Source organism: Hymenobacter guriensis (genome assembly GCF_015773195.1).
GTDB lineage: Bacteria > Bacteroidota > Bacteroidia > Cytophagales > Hymenobacteraceae > Hymenobacter > Hymenobacter guriensis.
This window is the reverse complement of sequence record NZ_JADWYK010000008.1, coordinates 154,823-170,639: the sequence shown is the minus strand read 5'-3', so window position 1 is coordinate 170,639 and position 15,817 is coordinate 154,823. Positions and strand designations below refer to the sequence as shown.

At 61.6% G+C, this 15,817-nt stretch carries 15 protein-coding genes; 9 read left to right on the top strand and 6 right to left on the bottom strand.

Features of this window, described 5'->3' with window-relative positions:
- Positions 1 to 34: 34 nt before the first annotated feature.
- Complete coding sequence (locus I5L79_RS14525; RefSeq protein ID WP_196955781.1) at positions 35 to 1,021, bottom strand: tryptophan 2,3-dioxygenase family protein; 987 nt, start codon at positions 1,019 to 1,021, stop codon at positions 35 to 37.
- A 180-nt stretch (positions 1,022 to 1,201) separates the two neighbouring features.
- Here I5L79_RS14525 and sdaAB point away from each other — a divergent pair, with 180 nt between their 5' ends.
- The 4 genes from sdaAB (at position 1,202) to I5L79_RS14505 (ending at position 6,221) form a co-directional block, all read left to right on the top strand.
- Positions 1,202 to 1,882 carry an L-serine ammonia-lyase, iron-sulfur-dependent subunit beta gene (gene sdaAB / locus I5L79_RS14520; RefSeq protein ID WP_196955780.1) on the top strand — a complete coding sequence of 227 codons (681 nt, stop codon included), beginning with the start codon at positions 1,202 to 1,204 and terminating at the stop codon, positions 1,880 to 1,882.
- Between the two features lie 148 nt (positions 1,883 to 2,030).
- A complete protein-coding gene (locus tag I5L79_RS14515) occupies positions 2,031 to 3,539 on the top strand; it encodes a TolC family protein (protein WP_196955779.1) in 1,509 nt (502 codons plus the stop codon).
- Between the two features lie 127 nt (positions 3,540 to 3,666).
- The gene (locus I5L79_RS14510; RefSeq protein WP_196955778.1) at positions 3,667 to 5,073 is read left to right on the top strand and encodes an efflux RND transporter periplasmic adaptor subunit; all 1,407 of its coding nucleotides are present in this window, start codon (positions 3,667 to 3,669) and stop codon (positions 5,071 to 5,073) included.
- A gap of 158 nt (positions 5,074 to 5,231) precedes the next feature.
- Positions 5,232 to 6,221 (top strand): NAD(P)H-dependent glycerol-3-phosphate dehydrogenase, encoded by a 990-nt coding sequence (locus I5L79_RS14505; RefSeq protein WP_231403110.1) that lies wholly within the window; start codon positions 5,232 to 5,234, stop codon positions 6,219 to 6,221.
- A gap of 21 nt (positions 6,222 to 6,242) precedes the next feature.
- Here the strand turns inward: I5L79_RS14505 and I5L79_RS14500 are convergent, their stop codons facing one another.
- Positions 6,243 to 6,596, bottom strand: coding sequence for a hypothetical protein (locus I5L79_RS14500; protein ID WP_196955777.1), 354 nt, complete (start codon positions 6,594 to 6,596; stop codon positions 6,243 to 6,245).
- Positions 6,597 to 6,654: 58 nt separating this feature from the next.
- Between I5L79_RS14500 and I5L79_RS14495 the strand changes: the two genes are divergently transcribed.
- The 3 genes from I5L79_RS14495 (at position 6,655) to I5L79_RS14485 (ending at position 9,401) form a co-directional block, all read left to right on the top strand.
- Positions 6,655 to 7,071, top strand: coding sequence for a DUF4259 domain-containing protein (locus tag I5L79_RS14495; RefSeq protein WP_196955776.1), 417 nt, complete (start codon positions 6,655 to 6,657; stop codon positions 7,069 to 7,071).
- A 3-nt stretch (positions 7,072 to 7,074) separates the two neighbouring features.
- Entirely contained in the window at positions 7,075 to 7,503 is a 429-nt protein-coding gene (locus I5L79_RS14490) for an EamA family transporter (protein ID WP_196955775.1), read from the top strand.
- A 194-nt stretch (positions 7,504 to 7,697) separates the two neighbouring features.
- Positions 7,698 to 9,401, top strand: a complete 1,704-nt coding sequence (locus I5L79_RS14485; protein WP_196955774.1) for a catalase — start codon at positions 7,698 to 7,700, stop codon at positions 9,399 to 9,401.
- Between the two features lie 78 nt (positions 9,402 to 9,479).
- On the opposite strand, the gene I5L79_RS14480 is transcribed toward I5L79_RS14485, so the two are convergent.
- From I5L79_RS14480 to I5L79_RS14465, 4 genes are all read right to left on the bottom strand, one after another.
- Positions 9,480 to 10,073, bottom strand: a complete 594-nt coding sequence (locus tag I5L79_RS14480) for a Maf family nucleotide pyrophosphatase (RefSeq protein ID WP_196955773.1) — start codon at positions 10,071 to 10,073, stop codon at positions 9,480 to 9,482.
- Positions 10,039 to 11,355: a DUF1015 domain-containing protein gene (locus I5L79_RS14475; RefSeq protein WP_196955772.1), complete on the bottom strand. Its 1,317-nt coding sequence runs from the start codon at positions 11,353 to 11,355 to the stop codon at positions 10,039 to 10,041. The genes I5L79_RS14480 and I5L79_RS14475 overlap by 35 nt, the downstream gene beginning before the upstream one ends.
- 106 nt (positions 11,356 to 11,461) lie before the next feature.
- A complete protein-coding gene (gene pdxH / locus I5L79_RS14470) occupies positions 11,462 to 12,112 on the bottom strand; it encodes a pyridoxamine 5'-phosphate oxidase (RefSeq protein ID WP_196955771.1) in 651 nt (216 codons plus the stop codon).
- A 230-nt stretch (positions 12,113 to 12,342) separates the two neighbouring features.
- Positions 12,343 to 12,603, bottom strand: coding sequence for a hypothetical protein (locus tag I5L79_RS14465; protein WP_196955770.1), 261 nt, complete (start codon positions 12,601 to 12,603; stop codon positions 12,343 to 12,345).
- Positions 12,604 to 12,811: 208 nt separating this feature from the next.
- On the opposite strand from I5L79_RS14465, the gene I5L79_RS14460 reads away from it, so the two are divergent.
- Together I5L79_RS14460 and I5L79_RS14455 are read left to right on the top strand one after the other, a co-directional pair.
- Positions 12,812 to 13,378 carry a YqgE/AlgH family protein gene (locus I5L79_RS14460; protein WP_196955769.1) on the top strand — a complete coding sequence of 189 codons (567 nt, stop codon included), beginning with the start codon at positions 12,812 to 12,814 and terminating at the stop codon, positions 13,376 to 13,378.
- Between the two features lie 60 nt (positions 13,379 to 13,438).
- The gene (locus I5L79_RS14455; protein ID WP_196955768.1) at positions 13,439 to 15,799 is read left to right on the top strand and encodes a DUF349 domain-containing protein; all 2,361 of its coding nucleotides are present in this window, start codon (positions 13,439 to 13,441) and stop codon (positions 15,797 to 15,799) included.
- The last annotated feature ends 18 nt before the right edge of the window (positions 15,800 to 15,817 follow it).

Genomic DNA, 15,817 nt, shown 5'->3' with positions numbered 1-15,817 from the left:
GCGCTATAACTAATGAAGGCATAAGCCTAACAATTTACCCCTGCTCGCCCAGCACGCTTTCCACCCAGCCCTTGCCCCAGTCTTCGAGCTCCTGCTCGCTCCAGATGGCGGGGTAGAAGATGCGCTTCTGGAACTTGGGAGGCAGGTACTTTTTCCAGTTGGTGCCGCCGGTGGCCGCAATGGCGGTCGGGTCGCGCTCCAGGTAGCGCACCGCCGACTTGTAGTGCATCAGCGGCCAGTTCACGTTTACGCTCACGTCGAGTTGGCGCAGGGCGCGCAGCAAGCGGGGGTGTTGCTGATCGTCGGCCGGCAGGCGCTGCACCATGCTCCACACGTTGCGCTCCGTGAAGCGGCGGGCGTGCTCGTGCAGGGTATCGGTGTATTTCTCTTCGAACTGAATCAGGGTAAGCGCCTTGGCTCCGCTTTCCTCGATGGTGGCGCCGGCTTTCCAGTAAATGCAGCCCAGTAGCTCGTCGTGGGCGGCAGCTTCGCCCAGCAGGCGGCGCTTTTCGCGGTCGGCCAGGTTGAAGAGCGAGGTAGAAGCCAGCTCAATCATGCGATACTGCACGCTCTGGAAACCCGAAGCCGGCATCAGGCTCATGCGGAACTGCAGGAACTGCTGCTTGTCCATGCCGTCCACCATCACGTCAAACGAATCAATCAAATTCTCGAAGTAGCGGTTTATGCGGCCCAGGCGCAACACCACTTCCTGCAGCGTGGGCTGCTGCAGGTCGCCGAGCTGCTCGTACTCGCAGAGGCAGAGCTTGAAGTACAGCTCCGTAATCTGATGGTAGATGATGAAAATCCGCTCGTCGGGAATCTGGGTGAGGGGGCGCTGCAAACTCAGCAGCGTGTCCAGCTCGATGTAGTCCCAGTAGTTGACGTAATCAGCGTAGTAGAGGCCTTCGAGGTAGCCGGCCAGGTCCTGGCCATCGGCAGCGTATTTCTGCTGCAGGCGGCGCAGCTGCTCCAGCACGGCGGGCGAAAACTCTTCGGGCGAAACGGAAGTGGGAGAGGGCATAAGCAGAAAGCGGGCGGGTAAGCAGGCGCAAAGAACGAAAAACGCCCCGAAAGCTTCGCGCCCCGGCCGTGCCCGGCCCGCGAATAGTTTACCGGCCGGGAAAGGTTGGCCAGCAGGGAAGTTGCATTCCCGGCCGAAACTTCTACTTTTGGCCTGCAACCGGCCTTGAGACGGCGCTACATGGCAGAGAAAAGCAGCATTTTTGATATGATCGGGCCGGTGATGATCGGGCCCAGCTCCTCGCATACGGCCGGCGTGGTGCGTATTGCCAGCGCCGCCATCCGCATTCTGGGGTCTTTGCCCACGCACGCCACTATCACCTTCTACAACTCCTTTGCCCGCACCTACGAGGGCCACGGCTCCGACCGCGCCATCGTGGCCGGGCTGCTGGGCTACGCCACCGACGACGTGCGCATCCGCGAGGCCTTCGACCACGCCCGCGAGGCCGGCCTGCACTACACGTTTCAGAGCGTGGGCAATGCCTCCACCATGCACCCCAACACCATTAAGCTGCAGCTGCGCGACGAGCGTACCGGGCACGCGGTGGAAGTGGTGGGCCAGAGCCGGGGCGGGGGCGTTATTCGCATTGTGGAGGTAGATGGGTTTCCGTCCGATTTCTCCGCTTCCCTGCACACGCTCATCATTGATGCGGCCGATGTACCGGGCTCCATTGCCTTCATTGCCTCCGTCATTGCCCACGACGACTGCAACATTGCCACCATGTTTGTAAGTCGCAAAGGCAAGCACGAGCTGGCCCGGCAGTTCATCGAAACCGACTCCGGCCTGAAAGATATTACCCTCGAGTACCTGCGCCAGCTAAGCTGGGTGCAGCACGTTACCTACATTCCCAGCCTCGACTAACCCGCCGCGCGGGCCCGTTGGGGGCTGGCGCGGCGGCGTTGGTAGATTCTGCCGCCGCCACCCGGTTCTGCGCTGCTACCTTGCGTGGCCGGCGGCCACCGGGTTTCTGCTCAGGCTTCTGTTTCGCCGCTCTTTCTTTTACTCTGCTATGAAACATCTGTATTGGTTGCTGAGTGCTGGTCTGCTGGCCACGCCGGCAATGGCTCAAACTACCTCGCCCGCCCAGCCTCCCGCTGGCTCTGTGCCGGCCGCGCCCGCCGGAGCCTGGACGCTGCAGCGCGCCGTGGACTATGCCCTGCAAAACAACCTCAACGTGCGCCAGACGCAGCTGTCGGCTGACCTGAACGAGGCCACGCTGCGCCAGAGCCGGGCCGCCCTGCTGCCCACCGCCGGGGCCAATGCCTCCCAGTCCTGGAACTTCGGCACCAGCCTCGACCCGCTCACCAACGAGTTCATTACCCAGACGATTCGCTCGAACAACTTTTCCCTGTCTTCGCAGGTGACGTTGTTTTCGGGCTTTCAGCTGCGCAACACCATCAAGCAGAACGCCCTGACGCTGGAAGCCGGCCGCCAGGACGTGGACAAGGCCCGCAACGACCTGGCCTTGAACGTGGCCTCGCAGTACCTGCAGCTGGTGCTGGCCGAGGAGCTGGTGCGCGCCAACCAGGTGCGGGTGAACAGTGCCGAGCAGCAGATTGAGCGTACCCGCAAGCTGCTGCGCGCCGGTGCCGTGGCCGAAAGCAACCTGCTCGATGCCCAGGCCCAGCAGGCATCGGACCAGACAAACGTCATCACGGCCGAAAACCAGCGCGACATTGCCCGCCTGCAGCTGATCCAGCTGATGAACCTGAGTGGGGCGGAGGCGGAGAACTTCCAGATTGACGTGCCCCAGCTGCCCGACCCCGACGACGAAGCCGAGCTTACGCTGAACCTGGACGAAACGTACCGCACGGCCGAAAGCACCCTGCCCGAAGTGAAGGCCGCCGACCAGCGCGTGCGGGCCAGCAACCTGGGCGTAGATGTAGCCCGCGGTGCCTACTACCCGCGCCTCACATTCTCTGCCGGCATCTTCACGGGGTATTCCTCGGCCCGTTCCTCGTTTATCCCAACGGGGGAGGTGGATTACAACTACGCGCCAGTATTCATCTACGACCCCACTGTGCCCGGCTCCGTGCCGGTGCCTACGCAGTTTGTGACGGGGGTGGCCCAGCCACGCTTCGACGTGAAGCCCACCGCTTTTTCCAATCAGATCAAGGACAACCTGGGCAAGCAGCTGCAGTTCAACCTGAACGTGCCGATTCTGAACGGCTTTCAGGCCCGCATCAACATGCAGCGGGCGCAGGTTTCGGTGCAGCAGGCCCAGCTCCGGGCCGACCAGACGCGCCTTACCCTGCGCCAGAACATCCAACAGGCCTATGCCGATGCCCGCGCAGCCCAGCGCCGCTACGTGGCCGCCAAGCGCCAGGTAGAGGCCCTGACGACGGCTTACCGCAACGCCGAAATCCGCTTCAACAACGGCCTGCTCAACGGCACCGAGTTCAACATCTCGAAGAACAACCTCACGGCCGCCGAGTCGAGCATGATTCAGGCCAAGTACGAGTTCATCTTCCGCCGCAAGGTCCTGGACTTTTACCAGGGTGGCCCCATCAGTCTGTAAATAAGTGACTGAGCGACTAAGTGAAGTCGATAGTATACGTAGCGGCCCTTTCAGTAAACCTACGCTTGGCTGTTTTTCAAAACACCAACGAAGCTTCCCAAGACCCTAAGTTCCTAATACCCCAACTATGAAAAACAACCGTACGCTGTACATCCTGATAGCAGTATTAGTGCTGCTGGTGGGTGGGTTTGTCCTGGCTAAAAAACAGGGCTGGATTGGCGCCCCCACGGGCACCGAAGTTATTTCGGCCAAGGCCAAGGCGGCTACCATCGTGGAAAAGGTCAGCGCCTCGGGCAAGGTGCAGCCCGAAACCGAGGTGAAGATTTCGCCCGACGTGTCCGGCGAAATAACCGAGCTCTACGTGCAGGAAGGCGACTCCGTGAAGAAGGGCCAGCTGCTGCTGCGCATCCGCCCCGACAACTACCAGGCCATGGTAAACCAGCAAAATGCCGTGGTAGGCACCCAGCGCGCCAACGTGGGCCAGAGTCAGGCCCGCATGCAGCAGCTGATTGCCAACGCCAAGCAAACCGAGCTAACGTACCGCCGCAACGCCTCCCTCTACAAGCAGAAGGTGATTTCGCAGGCCGATTTTGAAGCCAGCAAAGCTGCCTACGAGGCCTCGCAGGAAGAAATCAACTCGGCCCGCCAGAGCATTCGGGCGGCCCAGAGCCAGGTGCGCAGCGCCCAGGCCGGCCTGGATGAAGCCCGCCGCAACCTCGACAAAACCACTATCTACGCTCCCGTGAGCGGCACCATCAGCAAGCTGAACGTCGAGCGTGGCGAGCGGGTAGTAGGTACCTCGCAGATGGCCGGCACCGAAATCATGCGCATTGCCAACCTGAACTCCATGGAGGTGCGCGTGAACGTAAACGAAAACGACGTAACCAACGTGAGCCTCGGCGACTCGGTGGAAGTGGAAGTGGATGCCTACGCCAGCAAGGACGAGAAATTCCGGGGCTTGGTCACCAGCATCGCCAACACGGCCAAGGATGCCCTTACGGCCGAAGCCGTAACCGAATTTGAGGTGCGTATCCGCCTGCTGCCCGACTCGTACCGCCACCTGCTGCGCACGGTCAATGGCCGCGTGCAAGTGCCCTTCCGCCCCGGCATGACGGCCTCCGTCGACATTATCACCGAGCGTAAAAGCAACGTTCTGACGGTGCCGCTGGCCGCCGTGACCACCCGCTCCGACAGCGCCTTCGCCAAGGGCGGGGCCGACAGCGACAAAGGGGGCATCAAGGTAGGCCGGGGCCGTGGAGGTGAGGCTGACGCGGAGAAAGCGCCCAAAGCCGACGTGCAGGAGGTAGTGTTCCTGGTGAAAGACGGCAAGGCCGTACTTACGCCCGTGAAAACCGGCATCAGCGACTTCCAGAACATCGAAATCCTGAGCGGCATCTCCGCCGGCAGCGAAGTAGTGAGCGGGCCGTTCCGGGCCGTATCCAAAACGCTCAAGGACGGCGAACTGATTACGGTGAAGGATGCCAAGAGCATCAACAAAGCCGCTATGAAGGCCGAAGAGCCCAAGGAAGACTAACCAGGCTAACTGCCTGAGGGGCTGCCAGCGCGGGCCCGCAGCGGAAGGGCGGCTTCGGAGACGAAGCTGCCCTTCCGTTTTTTTTGCCTAAACTCGGCCGTCGGGCGCCCCAAAAGGCTGTCTGCTCTTTCGTATTCGTTGATTCTGCCCCACCCAGCTTGGAAAAGATTGCCATGATTGGCGGCGGCTCCTGGGCCACCGCATTAGCCAAAATACTATCAGAAAACGGAGCCCGCGTGGGCTGGTGGATGCGCAGCAAGGACGATGTGCACCACCTGCAGCGCACCCGCCACAACCCGCGCTACCTGTCTTCCGTGGCCTTCGATCTGACGCGCGTGTCTCCGTCCAGCGACCTGGAGGCGGTGGTAAAGGAGGCCGACTGGCTGGTGCTGGCCGTGCCTGCGGCTTTCGTGAAGGACGTGCTGGATAAGCTGGACCGCGACGCGCTACGCCACAAACGCATCATCACGGCCATCAAGGGCATGATTCCGGGCAAGAATATTCTGGTGACGGACTACGTGGCCGAGCGGTTCCGGCTGCCGCACACCCAGCTGGGCGTGGTGGCCGGTCCCTGCCACGCCGAGGAGGTGGCCCTGGAAAAGCAAAGCTACCTCACCATCGGCTCGCCCGACCACACGCTGGCCGAGGACTTCTGCCGCCTGCTGCGCAACCGCTACGTGAAGGCCCACCCGATGGATGACCTCGACGGCATTGAGTACTGCGCCGTGATGAAGAACATCATTGCCCTCACCAGCGGTATTGCCCACGGCCTGGGCTACGGCGACAACTTTCAGGCGGTGCTGGTGAGCAACGCCGTGCAGGAAATGCGCCGCTTCGTGCACGCCCTCAACCCTCAGCCCCGCGACCTGTCGGCCTCCGCCTACCTCGGCGACCTGCTCGTAACGGCTTACTCGCAGTTTTCGCGCAACCGCACCTTCGGCAACATGATCGGGCGCGGGTACTCCGTGAAGTCGGCACAGATGGAGATGAACATGGTGGCCGAGGGCTACTACGCCGTGAAAAGCATCCATGAGCTGAATAAGAAGCTGCAGGTGCCTATGCCCATCACCTCCGCCGCCTACCACATTCTCTACGAAAAGATTTCGCCGGCCGTGGAGATCGAGCTGCTGAAGGAAAAGTTTAAGTAAGAGTGCTAAATTGAAAGTAAATCAAGAGGATAGTGGCCAGCCATAATGCAGGTAGTTGTACTGCTGATCAACAGCATTATGTAACTCTAATCGATGCTTCAGCCTGCTATTCGTTAAGCAATCAGAGGTAATCTGGCAGATAGCGGTTAGTTGATCCGCCGTTTCAGCTTCTCCACTAACGAGGATTTCGTCAACCGCAATTTTTTCAAACGAAATGCGCCCGCCATCTGGCGTTTTCAGTGACAAATACTCTCCGTTGGTGTATTGGCTGGACTCCCGTATCTGTACTTTCAGCTTACTCCAGTGCAGCTTGGCTAGCGTCCTCAAACTAGCGGGAGTAATAATTTGACCGTATGCCAGGCAGTAGTTTTCCATGGAAGCACTAACGTAAGAGCTTTTCGAACATGTTGAGCCATTTCTCATACCAACAAAATTGAACCGCACTATGGGCACCTGGGGATACCGCAACTTCGACAACGACACGGCCGCTGACTTTGCCGCCGACTTCCGCGACCAGCCCAGCGAGGCGCTGCTGCTGGCGGCGCTGGCCACGGCGGCTGAGGAGGAAGATTACCTCGATGCCGACGATGCCAGCGAAGCCCTGGCCGCCGCCGAAATCGTGGCAGCTATCCTGGGCAAGCCTTCCCAGGACTTTCCCACCGACTTGATTCCGGTGATTGTGAAGCTCGATGCCGGTGAAAGTGAAGACCTGCGCGAGCTGGCTCAGGACGCAGTGGAAGCAGTGCGGAAACAGTCGGAGTTGCAGGAGCTGTGGGGGGAAGGCTCCCATGCCAATGCCTGGCAGCAGGAGCAGCAGGGGCTGCTGGACCGCTTAGAGGAGCAGGAGTAAGTTATGCCCTGGCTTGTCCTAGCCCTGCTGACGGCCCTCAGCCTGGCGTTTTATAATTTCTTTATCAAGCTGGCCTCCGAGCACGTGCCGGCCGCCGTGGGCGCGGTGGTGCTACAGCTGGTAGCCGCCGCGCTGGGCGGCTTGTGGCTGCTGCGGCTTAAGCTGCAGGGCCAACCACTGCTGCTCTCCAGCAAAGGTATGTGGCTGGCGGCCGCGGCCGGGCTGGGCGTGGGCCTGGCCGAAATCCTCACCTTCGTGGTCTTCAGCCGGGGTGTGTCTTCCTCGGTGGGTACGCCCGTGATTGTGGGCGGCTCGGTGCTGCTCACGGCCGTGCTGGGCGTGGTGGTGGCCCGCGAAGTACTGACGCTGCCGCAGGTGCTGGGCCTGCTGCTGATTGTAGGCGGCATTGCCCTGCTGGCACGCGGGCACTAATGGGTTGTTTGTTATTCGTAGATCGGAATTCGTGTTTCGGTAGGAACAGCTAAAACTCAACAACCAAAAACGACTACCGAACAACCAGAGAGAAGGTATAGTATTATGGGCTAGATAAGAATTATTCTCCACTAGGATAAACAACCTGGGCTACTCGTTGGTATACTTGCAACCACTAACCAACCAGCCCGCACATGAGTACTTCCCACGAAAATCCTCCCCAAAACGGCCCCAGCGGTTCCGCCGGCAACGGCCAGCACACTCCTGCCGATGGCACCGGCACTGCGGTAACGGGCACGGGCTCTTCCCAGGACCAGCGCACGGCTGAGGGTGAAAATGCCCAGACGCTGACCACCCGCCAGGGTCACCCGCTCACCAACAATCAGAACCTACGCACCCTTGGCAACCGCGGCCCGGCCCTGCTGGAGCAGTACGCCTTCCTGGAAAAAATCAGCCACTTCGACCGGGAGCGGGTACCCGAGCGCGTGGTGCATGCCCGCGGTGCCGGCGCCCACGGCGTGTTCGAAGCCTACGGCAAAGTAGGAAATGAGCCCATTGAGAAGTACACCCGCGCCAAGCTCTTCAACACCCCCGGCAAACAGACGCCCGTATTCGTGCGCTTCAGCACCGTCGGCCACGGTGGCCACTCGCCCGAAACCCTGCGCGACCCGCGCGGCTTCGCGGTGAAGTTCTACACCGAGGATGGCAACTGGGATTTGGTAGGCAACAACCTCAAGGTGTTCTTTATCCGCGACGCCATGAAGTTCCCAGATTTGATTCACTCGCAGAAGCCCGACCCGGTAACCAACCGCCAGAGCGGGGAACGGATTTTCGACTTTATCTGCAACACCCCGGAGGCCATGCACATGGTGAGCTTCCTGTTTTCGCCCTGGGGCATTCCGGCCAACTACCGCCAGATGCAGGGCTCAGGCGTGAATACCTACAAGTGGGTAAATGCCCAGGGCGAGGCCGTGCTGGTGAAGTACCACTGGGAGCCGCTGCAAGGAATTAAGAACCTCACGGCCCAGGAAGCCGAAGCCATCCAGGCCAAGAACTTCAACCACGCCACCCAGGACCTATTCGACAATATCAAGGCCGGCAACTTCCCCGAGTGGGAGCTGCGCGTGCAGATCATGAGCGACGATGAACACCCCGAGCTGGACTTCGACCCGCTCGACGACACCAAGATCTGGCCCGAAGACCAGTTTCCGCACCTGCCCGTGGGCAAGATGACGCTCAACCGCAACCCCGAAAACTACTTTGCCGAGGTGGAGCAGTCGGCTTTCGGCACTGGTGTGCTGGTGGATGGACTAGACTTCTCCGACGACAAGATGCTGCAGGGCCGCACCTTCTCGTACTCGGATACCCAGCGTTACCGCGTGGGCACCAACTACCTGCAGCTGCCCATCAATGCGCCCAAAAAGCACGTGGCCACCAATCAGCGCGACGGCCAGATGGCTTACCACGTGGATTCGGCGCCCGGCCAGAACAACCACATCAACTACGAGCCTAGCTCGCTCAATGGCCTGAAGGAAGCGCCGCGCACCGCCCCCGACCACATGCCTGAGTATAGCGGCCGCGTGGTGCGCCAGACCCTCGACCGGCAGAACAACTTCAAGCAGGCTGGGGAGCGGTACCGCCTGCACGAAGACTGGGAGCGGGACGACCTGATCAGTAACATGGTGGGTGCCCTGGCCGATGCCGACCGCAAGGTGAGCGACAAGATGGTGGAGCTGTGCACGAACTGCGACCCGGACTGGGGCAAGCGCCTCGCCGACGGTCTGGCGGCTGCTCGCGGCGGTCAGCAGAGCGACGGTGGCAACCAGTACAACGAAGGCCAGCAGCGCGAAGCTTCACAACAGGCGGAGGAAGTAGGCCACGAAGCCAAGCCCTACTAAGCTAGTTTACGGCACAATGCCACAACAAAAAAGGCCGCTGAGGTATTCTCAGCGGCCTTTTTGTGTTTAAGTGGAACGCTAACAGGGCAGAAGGCCGGGGGCCAGCTTCGCCAGCTCTTCCCATACGCGGTGTACCGGTAGCCCCATCACGTTGAAGTAGGAGCCCTCCAGGCGGGTTACCGCGGCCAGCCCAATCCAATCCTGCGCGCCATAGGCTCCGGCTTTATCGAGCGGCTGGTAGCGCTGCACGTAGAAGCGGATTTCGGCTTCGCTGAGGGCCCGGAAATGCACCTGTGTCTGATCGGAAAACACAACCTGGCGGCCCGCGCCGGTGAGCAGGCACACGCCGGTGTACACGTCGTGGGCGCGGCCCTGCAGCAGGGTGAGCATGCGTACGGCGTCTTCTTCGTACTGGGGCTTATTGAGCACCTGCTCGTCGAGGCACACGATGGTGTCGGCCGTCAGCAGCACTTCGTCGGGGGCTAGCTCGGTGCGGTAGGCGCTGGCTTTGTGGGCGGCCAGAAACTCGGCTATTTCAGCCCGGCGCAGGTGGGCCGGGAAGGATTCATCGACTTCCTTGAGGCGCACTTCGTAGGTCAGGCCCAGGTCGGTGAGCAGCTGACGGCGGCGCGGGGAATTAGAAGCCAGCAGTAAACGCGTGGGTGTGTTCATCGTCGCGGATGGAGGTAAACAGGAAGCCTCCGATGGTTTTAGGGTAAAAGAACGTGGATTTGGGTGGCATCACGGCCCCGCTGTGGCACACACGCTCCACCTCGTCCATGGTCACCTCATTGGTGATGAAAGCGGCGCGGGCCTCACCCCGGTCCACGCGGGTGAGGCACTCGGGGAAGTTGCGCACGTAGGCCACGTCCGGCCACTGCCGCTGCGCGTCGATGCCCGCAATGCCCAGGACCTTTTCGAGCACGAAGAAGTGTAGCACCGTCAGATCGAGGGCCTTCACTTCGGGTGTTAGGGGCCAGCTCAACTGCTCGTGTACCTCAGGCCGAAGGCGCAGCTTGTAGGCCTGCCCATCGAGGTAAAGTCCAAAGGCCCAGGGTTTGCCGGCAATCAGCTCCGGCAAATCGTAGGCGTCGTCCTTGGGCACCACGGTGAAGTAGAGCTCTAGGCGGGCCAGAAAATCCGCGTCGGTAAGGCCACCGGGCAGCTCCAGCAGCAGGCGGTGCGTGGGCAGGATGCGCAGGTCGTCGGCGGCGGCGTTGGTGAGGTACATCAGGTGAAAGTTCCAGGCTTCGCGGCCTGTGGCCTGCCCCCCGGCGGCCAGCTCCCGGGCCTGACGATACGCCAGGGAGCCTTCGTAGCGGTGGTGTCCGTCGGCCAGAATCACCTGCCGCTCAGCCAGTACATGCTGAAACCGATGAATCACGCGGGCATCCTGAATCACGGCCAGCACGTCGCGGGCACCCTGGTAGTCTTCCTCGGTCTGGTAGAGCGGGTCGAGAATGGCCTCATCGAGGTAGCGTTCCAGCTCGAAGTCGTCGTCGCGGTACAGGCCGTGGGTGGCGCTGGTCTGAAACTGGGTGCGGGCCAGCAGCTCGGCCCGGTCGTTTACGCTGGCCGGCAGCGTGTTTTCGTGGCGCAGGACCACGTTCTCAGCCCAGTCGTAGGCCCGAATGTGGCACATAAAGCCCTTGCGGCAGTACTCCCGCTGCGGGTTGCCCGGCAACCGAAAATATTGGTAGTACACGTAGATGCCCGGTAAGACATCCTGGCAGAGGACACCCCGCTGCTGCCACTCCGTGAGTCGGGCCAGGGCCGCGCCGGCCGCATCCTCACCCCGCGGCACGGAAAGGTGGATGCTATTCAGCGGATTGCGGTACAGCGCCTCCCGCTGCTTGGCGGATACCACGTCGAACAGGGGCGAAACGTAGTCATCAATGTGCTGGCCCAGCTCGTCGTTGTAGCGCCAGCCGCGCACGGGTTGAATTTCAGCCAATTCTCAGATGATGAGGGGATGAGGTGAAAAGTGATGAGGTAACACGTGACAGGGAAAGATAAGATCGGGTTGAAACTACTACCTGTCACCTGTTACCTCATCACCCTTAAGGTGCCAGCCGGCTGCGTTTCCAGCCGTCGGCGGTGCGGTCATATACAATCCGGTCGTGCAGGCGGGACGGGCGGCCCTGCCAGAACTCCACCCGGTGCGGGCGCAGTACGTAGCCGCCCCAATGAGCGGGCCGGGGCAGCGGATCCTGGCCTTCGAACTGCGCAGCGACATCCTGTTCGCGCTGTTCCAGCTCCGCCCGGCTGGTTACCAGCTGGCTCTGAGGCGAGGCCCAGGCACCCACTTGGCTGCTCCGGGGGCGGCTCTGGAAATACTGCGTGGAAACTTCTTCCGGGGCTTTTTCGATGGTACCTTCTACCCGTACCTGGCGCTCCAGGGCCGGCCAGAAAAACGTGAGAGCGGCCCGCGGCTGCGTGGCCAGCTCCTGGCCCTTGCGGGAATCATAGTTGGTAAAGAACAGGAACCCCGCGTCGTTGGGCAGCCCTTTCAGCAGCACCACGCGGGCGGAGGGCTGGCCCTGCGCGTCGGCGGTAGCCAGCACCATGGCGGTGGGCTCCTCGACCTGGGCAGCCAGAGCCTCATCCAGCCAGGCACGGAACTGAATCACGGCGTCGGGCAGCACATCGGCTTCCGAGAGGCTGCGTTGCGCGTACGTCTGGCGCAGATCGGCTAGGTGGGAGTCAAGCATAAACAGGCTGTTGTAAAAAAAGGAGACACAAAGGTAAGCGGCAGCCCGGCGCTACGGCTGCGGCGCGGTGGCAGGTCGCCGCGGGTACCACGCGTACACCAACCAGGCACCCTCGCGGCGAAACAGCTGCAGGTTTTACTCCTGCACAAAGTCGTTGCTTGGCTCAGAGGCCTCCAGCATGTCAGGGTCACGTCGCGGTAGCCGTTGTTGGCGCTGTTGTAGGTGCTGGTTTAGGGTGTGTACTCCCCAAACGGGTAGTTGTGGCCTTGCACCAGCATGCCGTCGGAGAATGGCTGGTGCAGAAACGACTCAATGGAGAAGTAGCTCTTGATACCATCGTAGTGGTCGGCCAGCAGGTTCTGGCCGGGCTTGAAAATCACCTGCCGGAACGTATAGAGCACCAGCAGCAGCTGGGTAGCTACGCTGGCAGGGCCAACCAGCCGGGAAAAACGAGGAAAAAAAGCTGATTGAGTTGGAGGAGCAGATACCATTAACAAAAGCAGAAAGTAGCACCGCAATATTCGGCAAAACCGTTTGGATGGCACCTATAGGCTCTGCAGAAGAAAAAGTGAAGTTGACAGTGGGCAGCGTCCTCGGCCCATGGATAACCCGGCAGCCCATGCTCAACGTAGGTGCAGATAAGGGCTACCGATGCTTTTATCTGCCCTGCCGCCGCTTTTCCCAGTAACCGCTCTGCTTATGTTCACCCTCACTGCTGGTAGCCTGCTGATTTCCCAGCCCTTCCTGGGCGACCCCAACTTCGAGCGTACGGTGGTGCTGCTGTGTCAGCACTCCGACGCGGAAGGCACGTTCGGGCTCGTGCTCAACCGGCCATCAGCCCTGGTGCTGGGCGACGTGCTGGAACTACCCGAGGCGGATTCGAGTCCCCTGGCGCAGATACCGCTGGGTATGGGCGGCCCCGTGCAGCCCGACACGTTGCACTTTCTGCACCAGCGCGCTGACGTCCCCGATGCGGCCCCGCTGGGTCAGGGTGTATACTGGGGCGGCGACTTCGGGGTACTGCTCGGGCTGTTGCTCAGTGGGGAGCTTTCCCCCGATGAAATCCGCCTGTACGTGGGCTATTCCGGCTGGACGGCAGATCAGTTGGCAGGGGAGGTGCGCGAAAATGTTTGGATAGTGCATCCTAATGCTGCCGGGAAAGTATTTACTTTGACTACTGATGCTTTCTGGCAAGCTATTTTGCGCGAGAAAGGCGGCCGCTACCGTATGCTGTCGAACTACCCCTTGGACCCACGGCTAAACTAACCCACTCGCCCGCCGCCTGTCCCTACTGCCTGCCCCACGCGGGCCTTGTCCCCTGAACTTATGGTACCCGAAAACGAACAACCCGTCCCCAACCACTCCGCCGATCAGCCCGCCGCGGAGTCGCCGATGAGCATCCTGGAGCGCCGTCTGGCCGAAATCAGCAACAAGCAGTCGGCCCCGGCATCCGCCGAGCCAACCTCCCCCGCTACCAGTCAGATTACCGAGCAGCCAGCCCAGGGCACGCCGCCGCTGCCCGAGACCGAGGCGCCCGGTGCCGGCACGGCGGAACCTTCAGCTGCTGCTACGGAGCAGACGCTGCCTGAAGCCAGCGCCCCGGAAACACCTGCTTCCGAGGAGCCCATGTCGGATCCGCAGCGCCGCGCCCTGGAGCACCCCGGCCAGCAGAACGACCATGCCCTGACTACGGAAAAGCCCGCCGAAGCCCCGGCAGCCCCGGTAGCCCAGCCCACGGAAGAAGAGCAGCCAGCTTCACCCCCGGAGCCCGCCGTTGCCAGTGTTGCGCCCGAAACGCCCGATGCCGTGAGCCCGGCTCCACCAGCCGCCGAGTCTGTAGCAGTTCCGGCAGCCGCGGAAACGGTAGTCAACGATACGCCGGAGCCAGCGCCCACCCTCGCAGAAGCGTCGGTTAGCGTGCCCGAAGCTACCAGTGAGGACGAAGAGGACTACGTGCCCGAAACAGCGGCTCCGGATTTCGCTACGCTCGATCTGTCTGCCCAGGGCGCCTTCCTGCTCTCGCTGCTGCGCCGGCCCGATGCCCGCCAGAATCGCAAGCAGATTTTCGACCTCAACCGCCAATACGAAACGGCCCTGGCGGCCGACCGCACCGCGGCCCGCCAGCGCTTCACGGCGGGTGGGGGCGAGGCAGATGATTTTGCCTATACCGGCCCGGAAGGCCACGCCGAGCTGACGAAGGCCCTGCAGGAGTTCCGCGAAAGCCGCACCCGCGACGCGAAGGCCGAGGAAGAACAGCGGATCAAGAACCTTACGCACAAGCAGTACCTGTTGTCGCAGTTGCGCAGCCTGGTAGAATCGGCCGAAACCAAGGATAGCTCGGCCCGCATCAAGGCCCTGCAGAACGACTGGAAGGCCACGGGTCCCGTGCCGCAGAAAGAGGCCCAGGAACTGTGGAACAGCTACCACGGCCTGCTGGACATCTTCTACAACAACCGCGGCCTGTTCTTCGAAATGAAGGAGCTGGACCGCCGCCGCAACCTCGAAGCCAAAGAAGCGCTGGTTGCCCGGGCCGAAGCATTAAGCCAGCAGTCCAGCATCAACAAAGCCCTGCAGGAGCTGCGCCAGCTGCACGAGGAGTGGAAGCACGTGGGCCCCGTACCGCAGGAGCAGCGCGATGCCGTATGGAACCGCTTCCTGGCGGCTTCGGAAAAGGTACACGACCGTAAAAAGGAGTTCCTGAATGCCCGCTCGGCCCAGGAAAACGCGAACCTGACGCGCAAAACCGCTCTGCTGGAGCAAATCAAGCCCTACGCTGAGTACCACACCGAACGTGTGAACGAGTGGCGCAGCCAGACGGATGCCCTGCAGAAGCTCAAGGAAGATTGGGATGCCGCCGGCCTGGTGCCCCGCGACAAGGCCGACCAGCTCAACAAGCAGTTCTGGGGTGCATACAAAGGGTTCTTCCAGCGCAAAAACCAGTTCTTCAAGGCGCTTGATGAGGAGAAGAACGCCAACCTCAAGCGCAAGCAGGAGCTGATCGACCAAGCTGAAGCTGCTTTGCAGAACCCCAACTGGGAGGAAGGCCGCGAAATCGTGATTCGCCTGCAGAAGGACTGGAAAACGATTGGGCGTGTGCCCGAAAAACAGTCCGACAAAATCTGGAACCGGTTCCGCACGGCCTGCGACGCTTTCTTCGAGCGCAAACACGAAGAGTCGCGCCAGCGTGAGCAGCAGGCTCAGCAGGTGTCGCAGGAGCAGGCCAGCCGCCTGGAGCAGGTAGCCCAGACGGTGGATGCCCTGACCCCCGACGCCCCCGGCACCCTCGAAGGATTCCGCGAGCTGGTAGCGGAGTGGCAGACTGGCGCCGGCAGCGGCCCGCGCGCCGATGCGGAACGGGCCGAAGGTCGTTTCCAGGCTCTGATGGGCAAATACCTGGACGCCGTGCCCGGTATTTCATACGCCGAGCGCAACGACCTGCTGTTCCAGCTGCAGGTGGACCGCCTCAAAGCGTCCTCCGATACCCAACAGCTCTACAAGAAGGAGCAGGCCCTGCGCCGCGAAATCAACGAGCTGGAGAATGATATTTCGACCCTGAAAACCAATCTGGAGTTCTTCGCTCGCTCGAAAAACGCCGGCCAGCTGCGCGAAGAATATCAGGGCCGCATCGACGAAGCCCAGCAGCGCATCGAAGGCCTGAAGCGCCAGCTGAAGGTTATCCGCAGCTAGCGGGCCCAAAATAGCCGT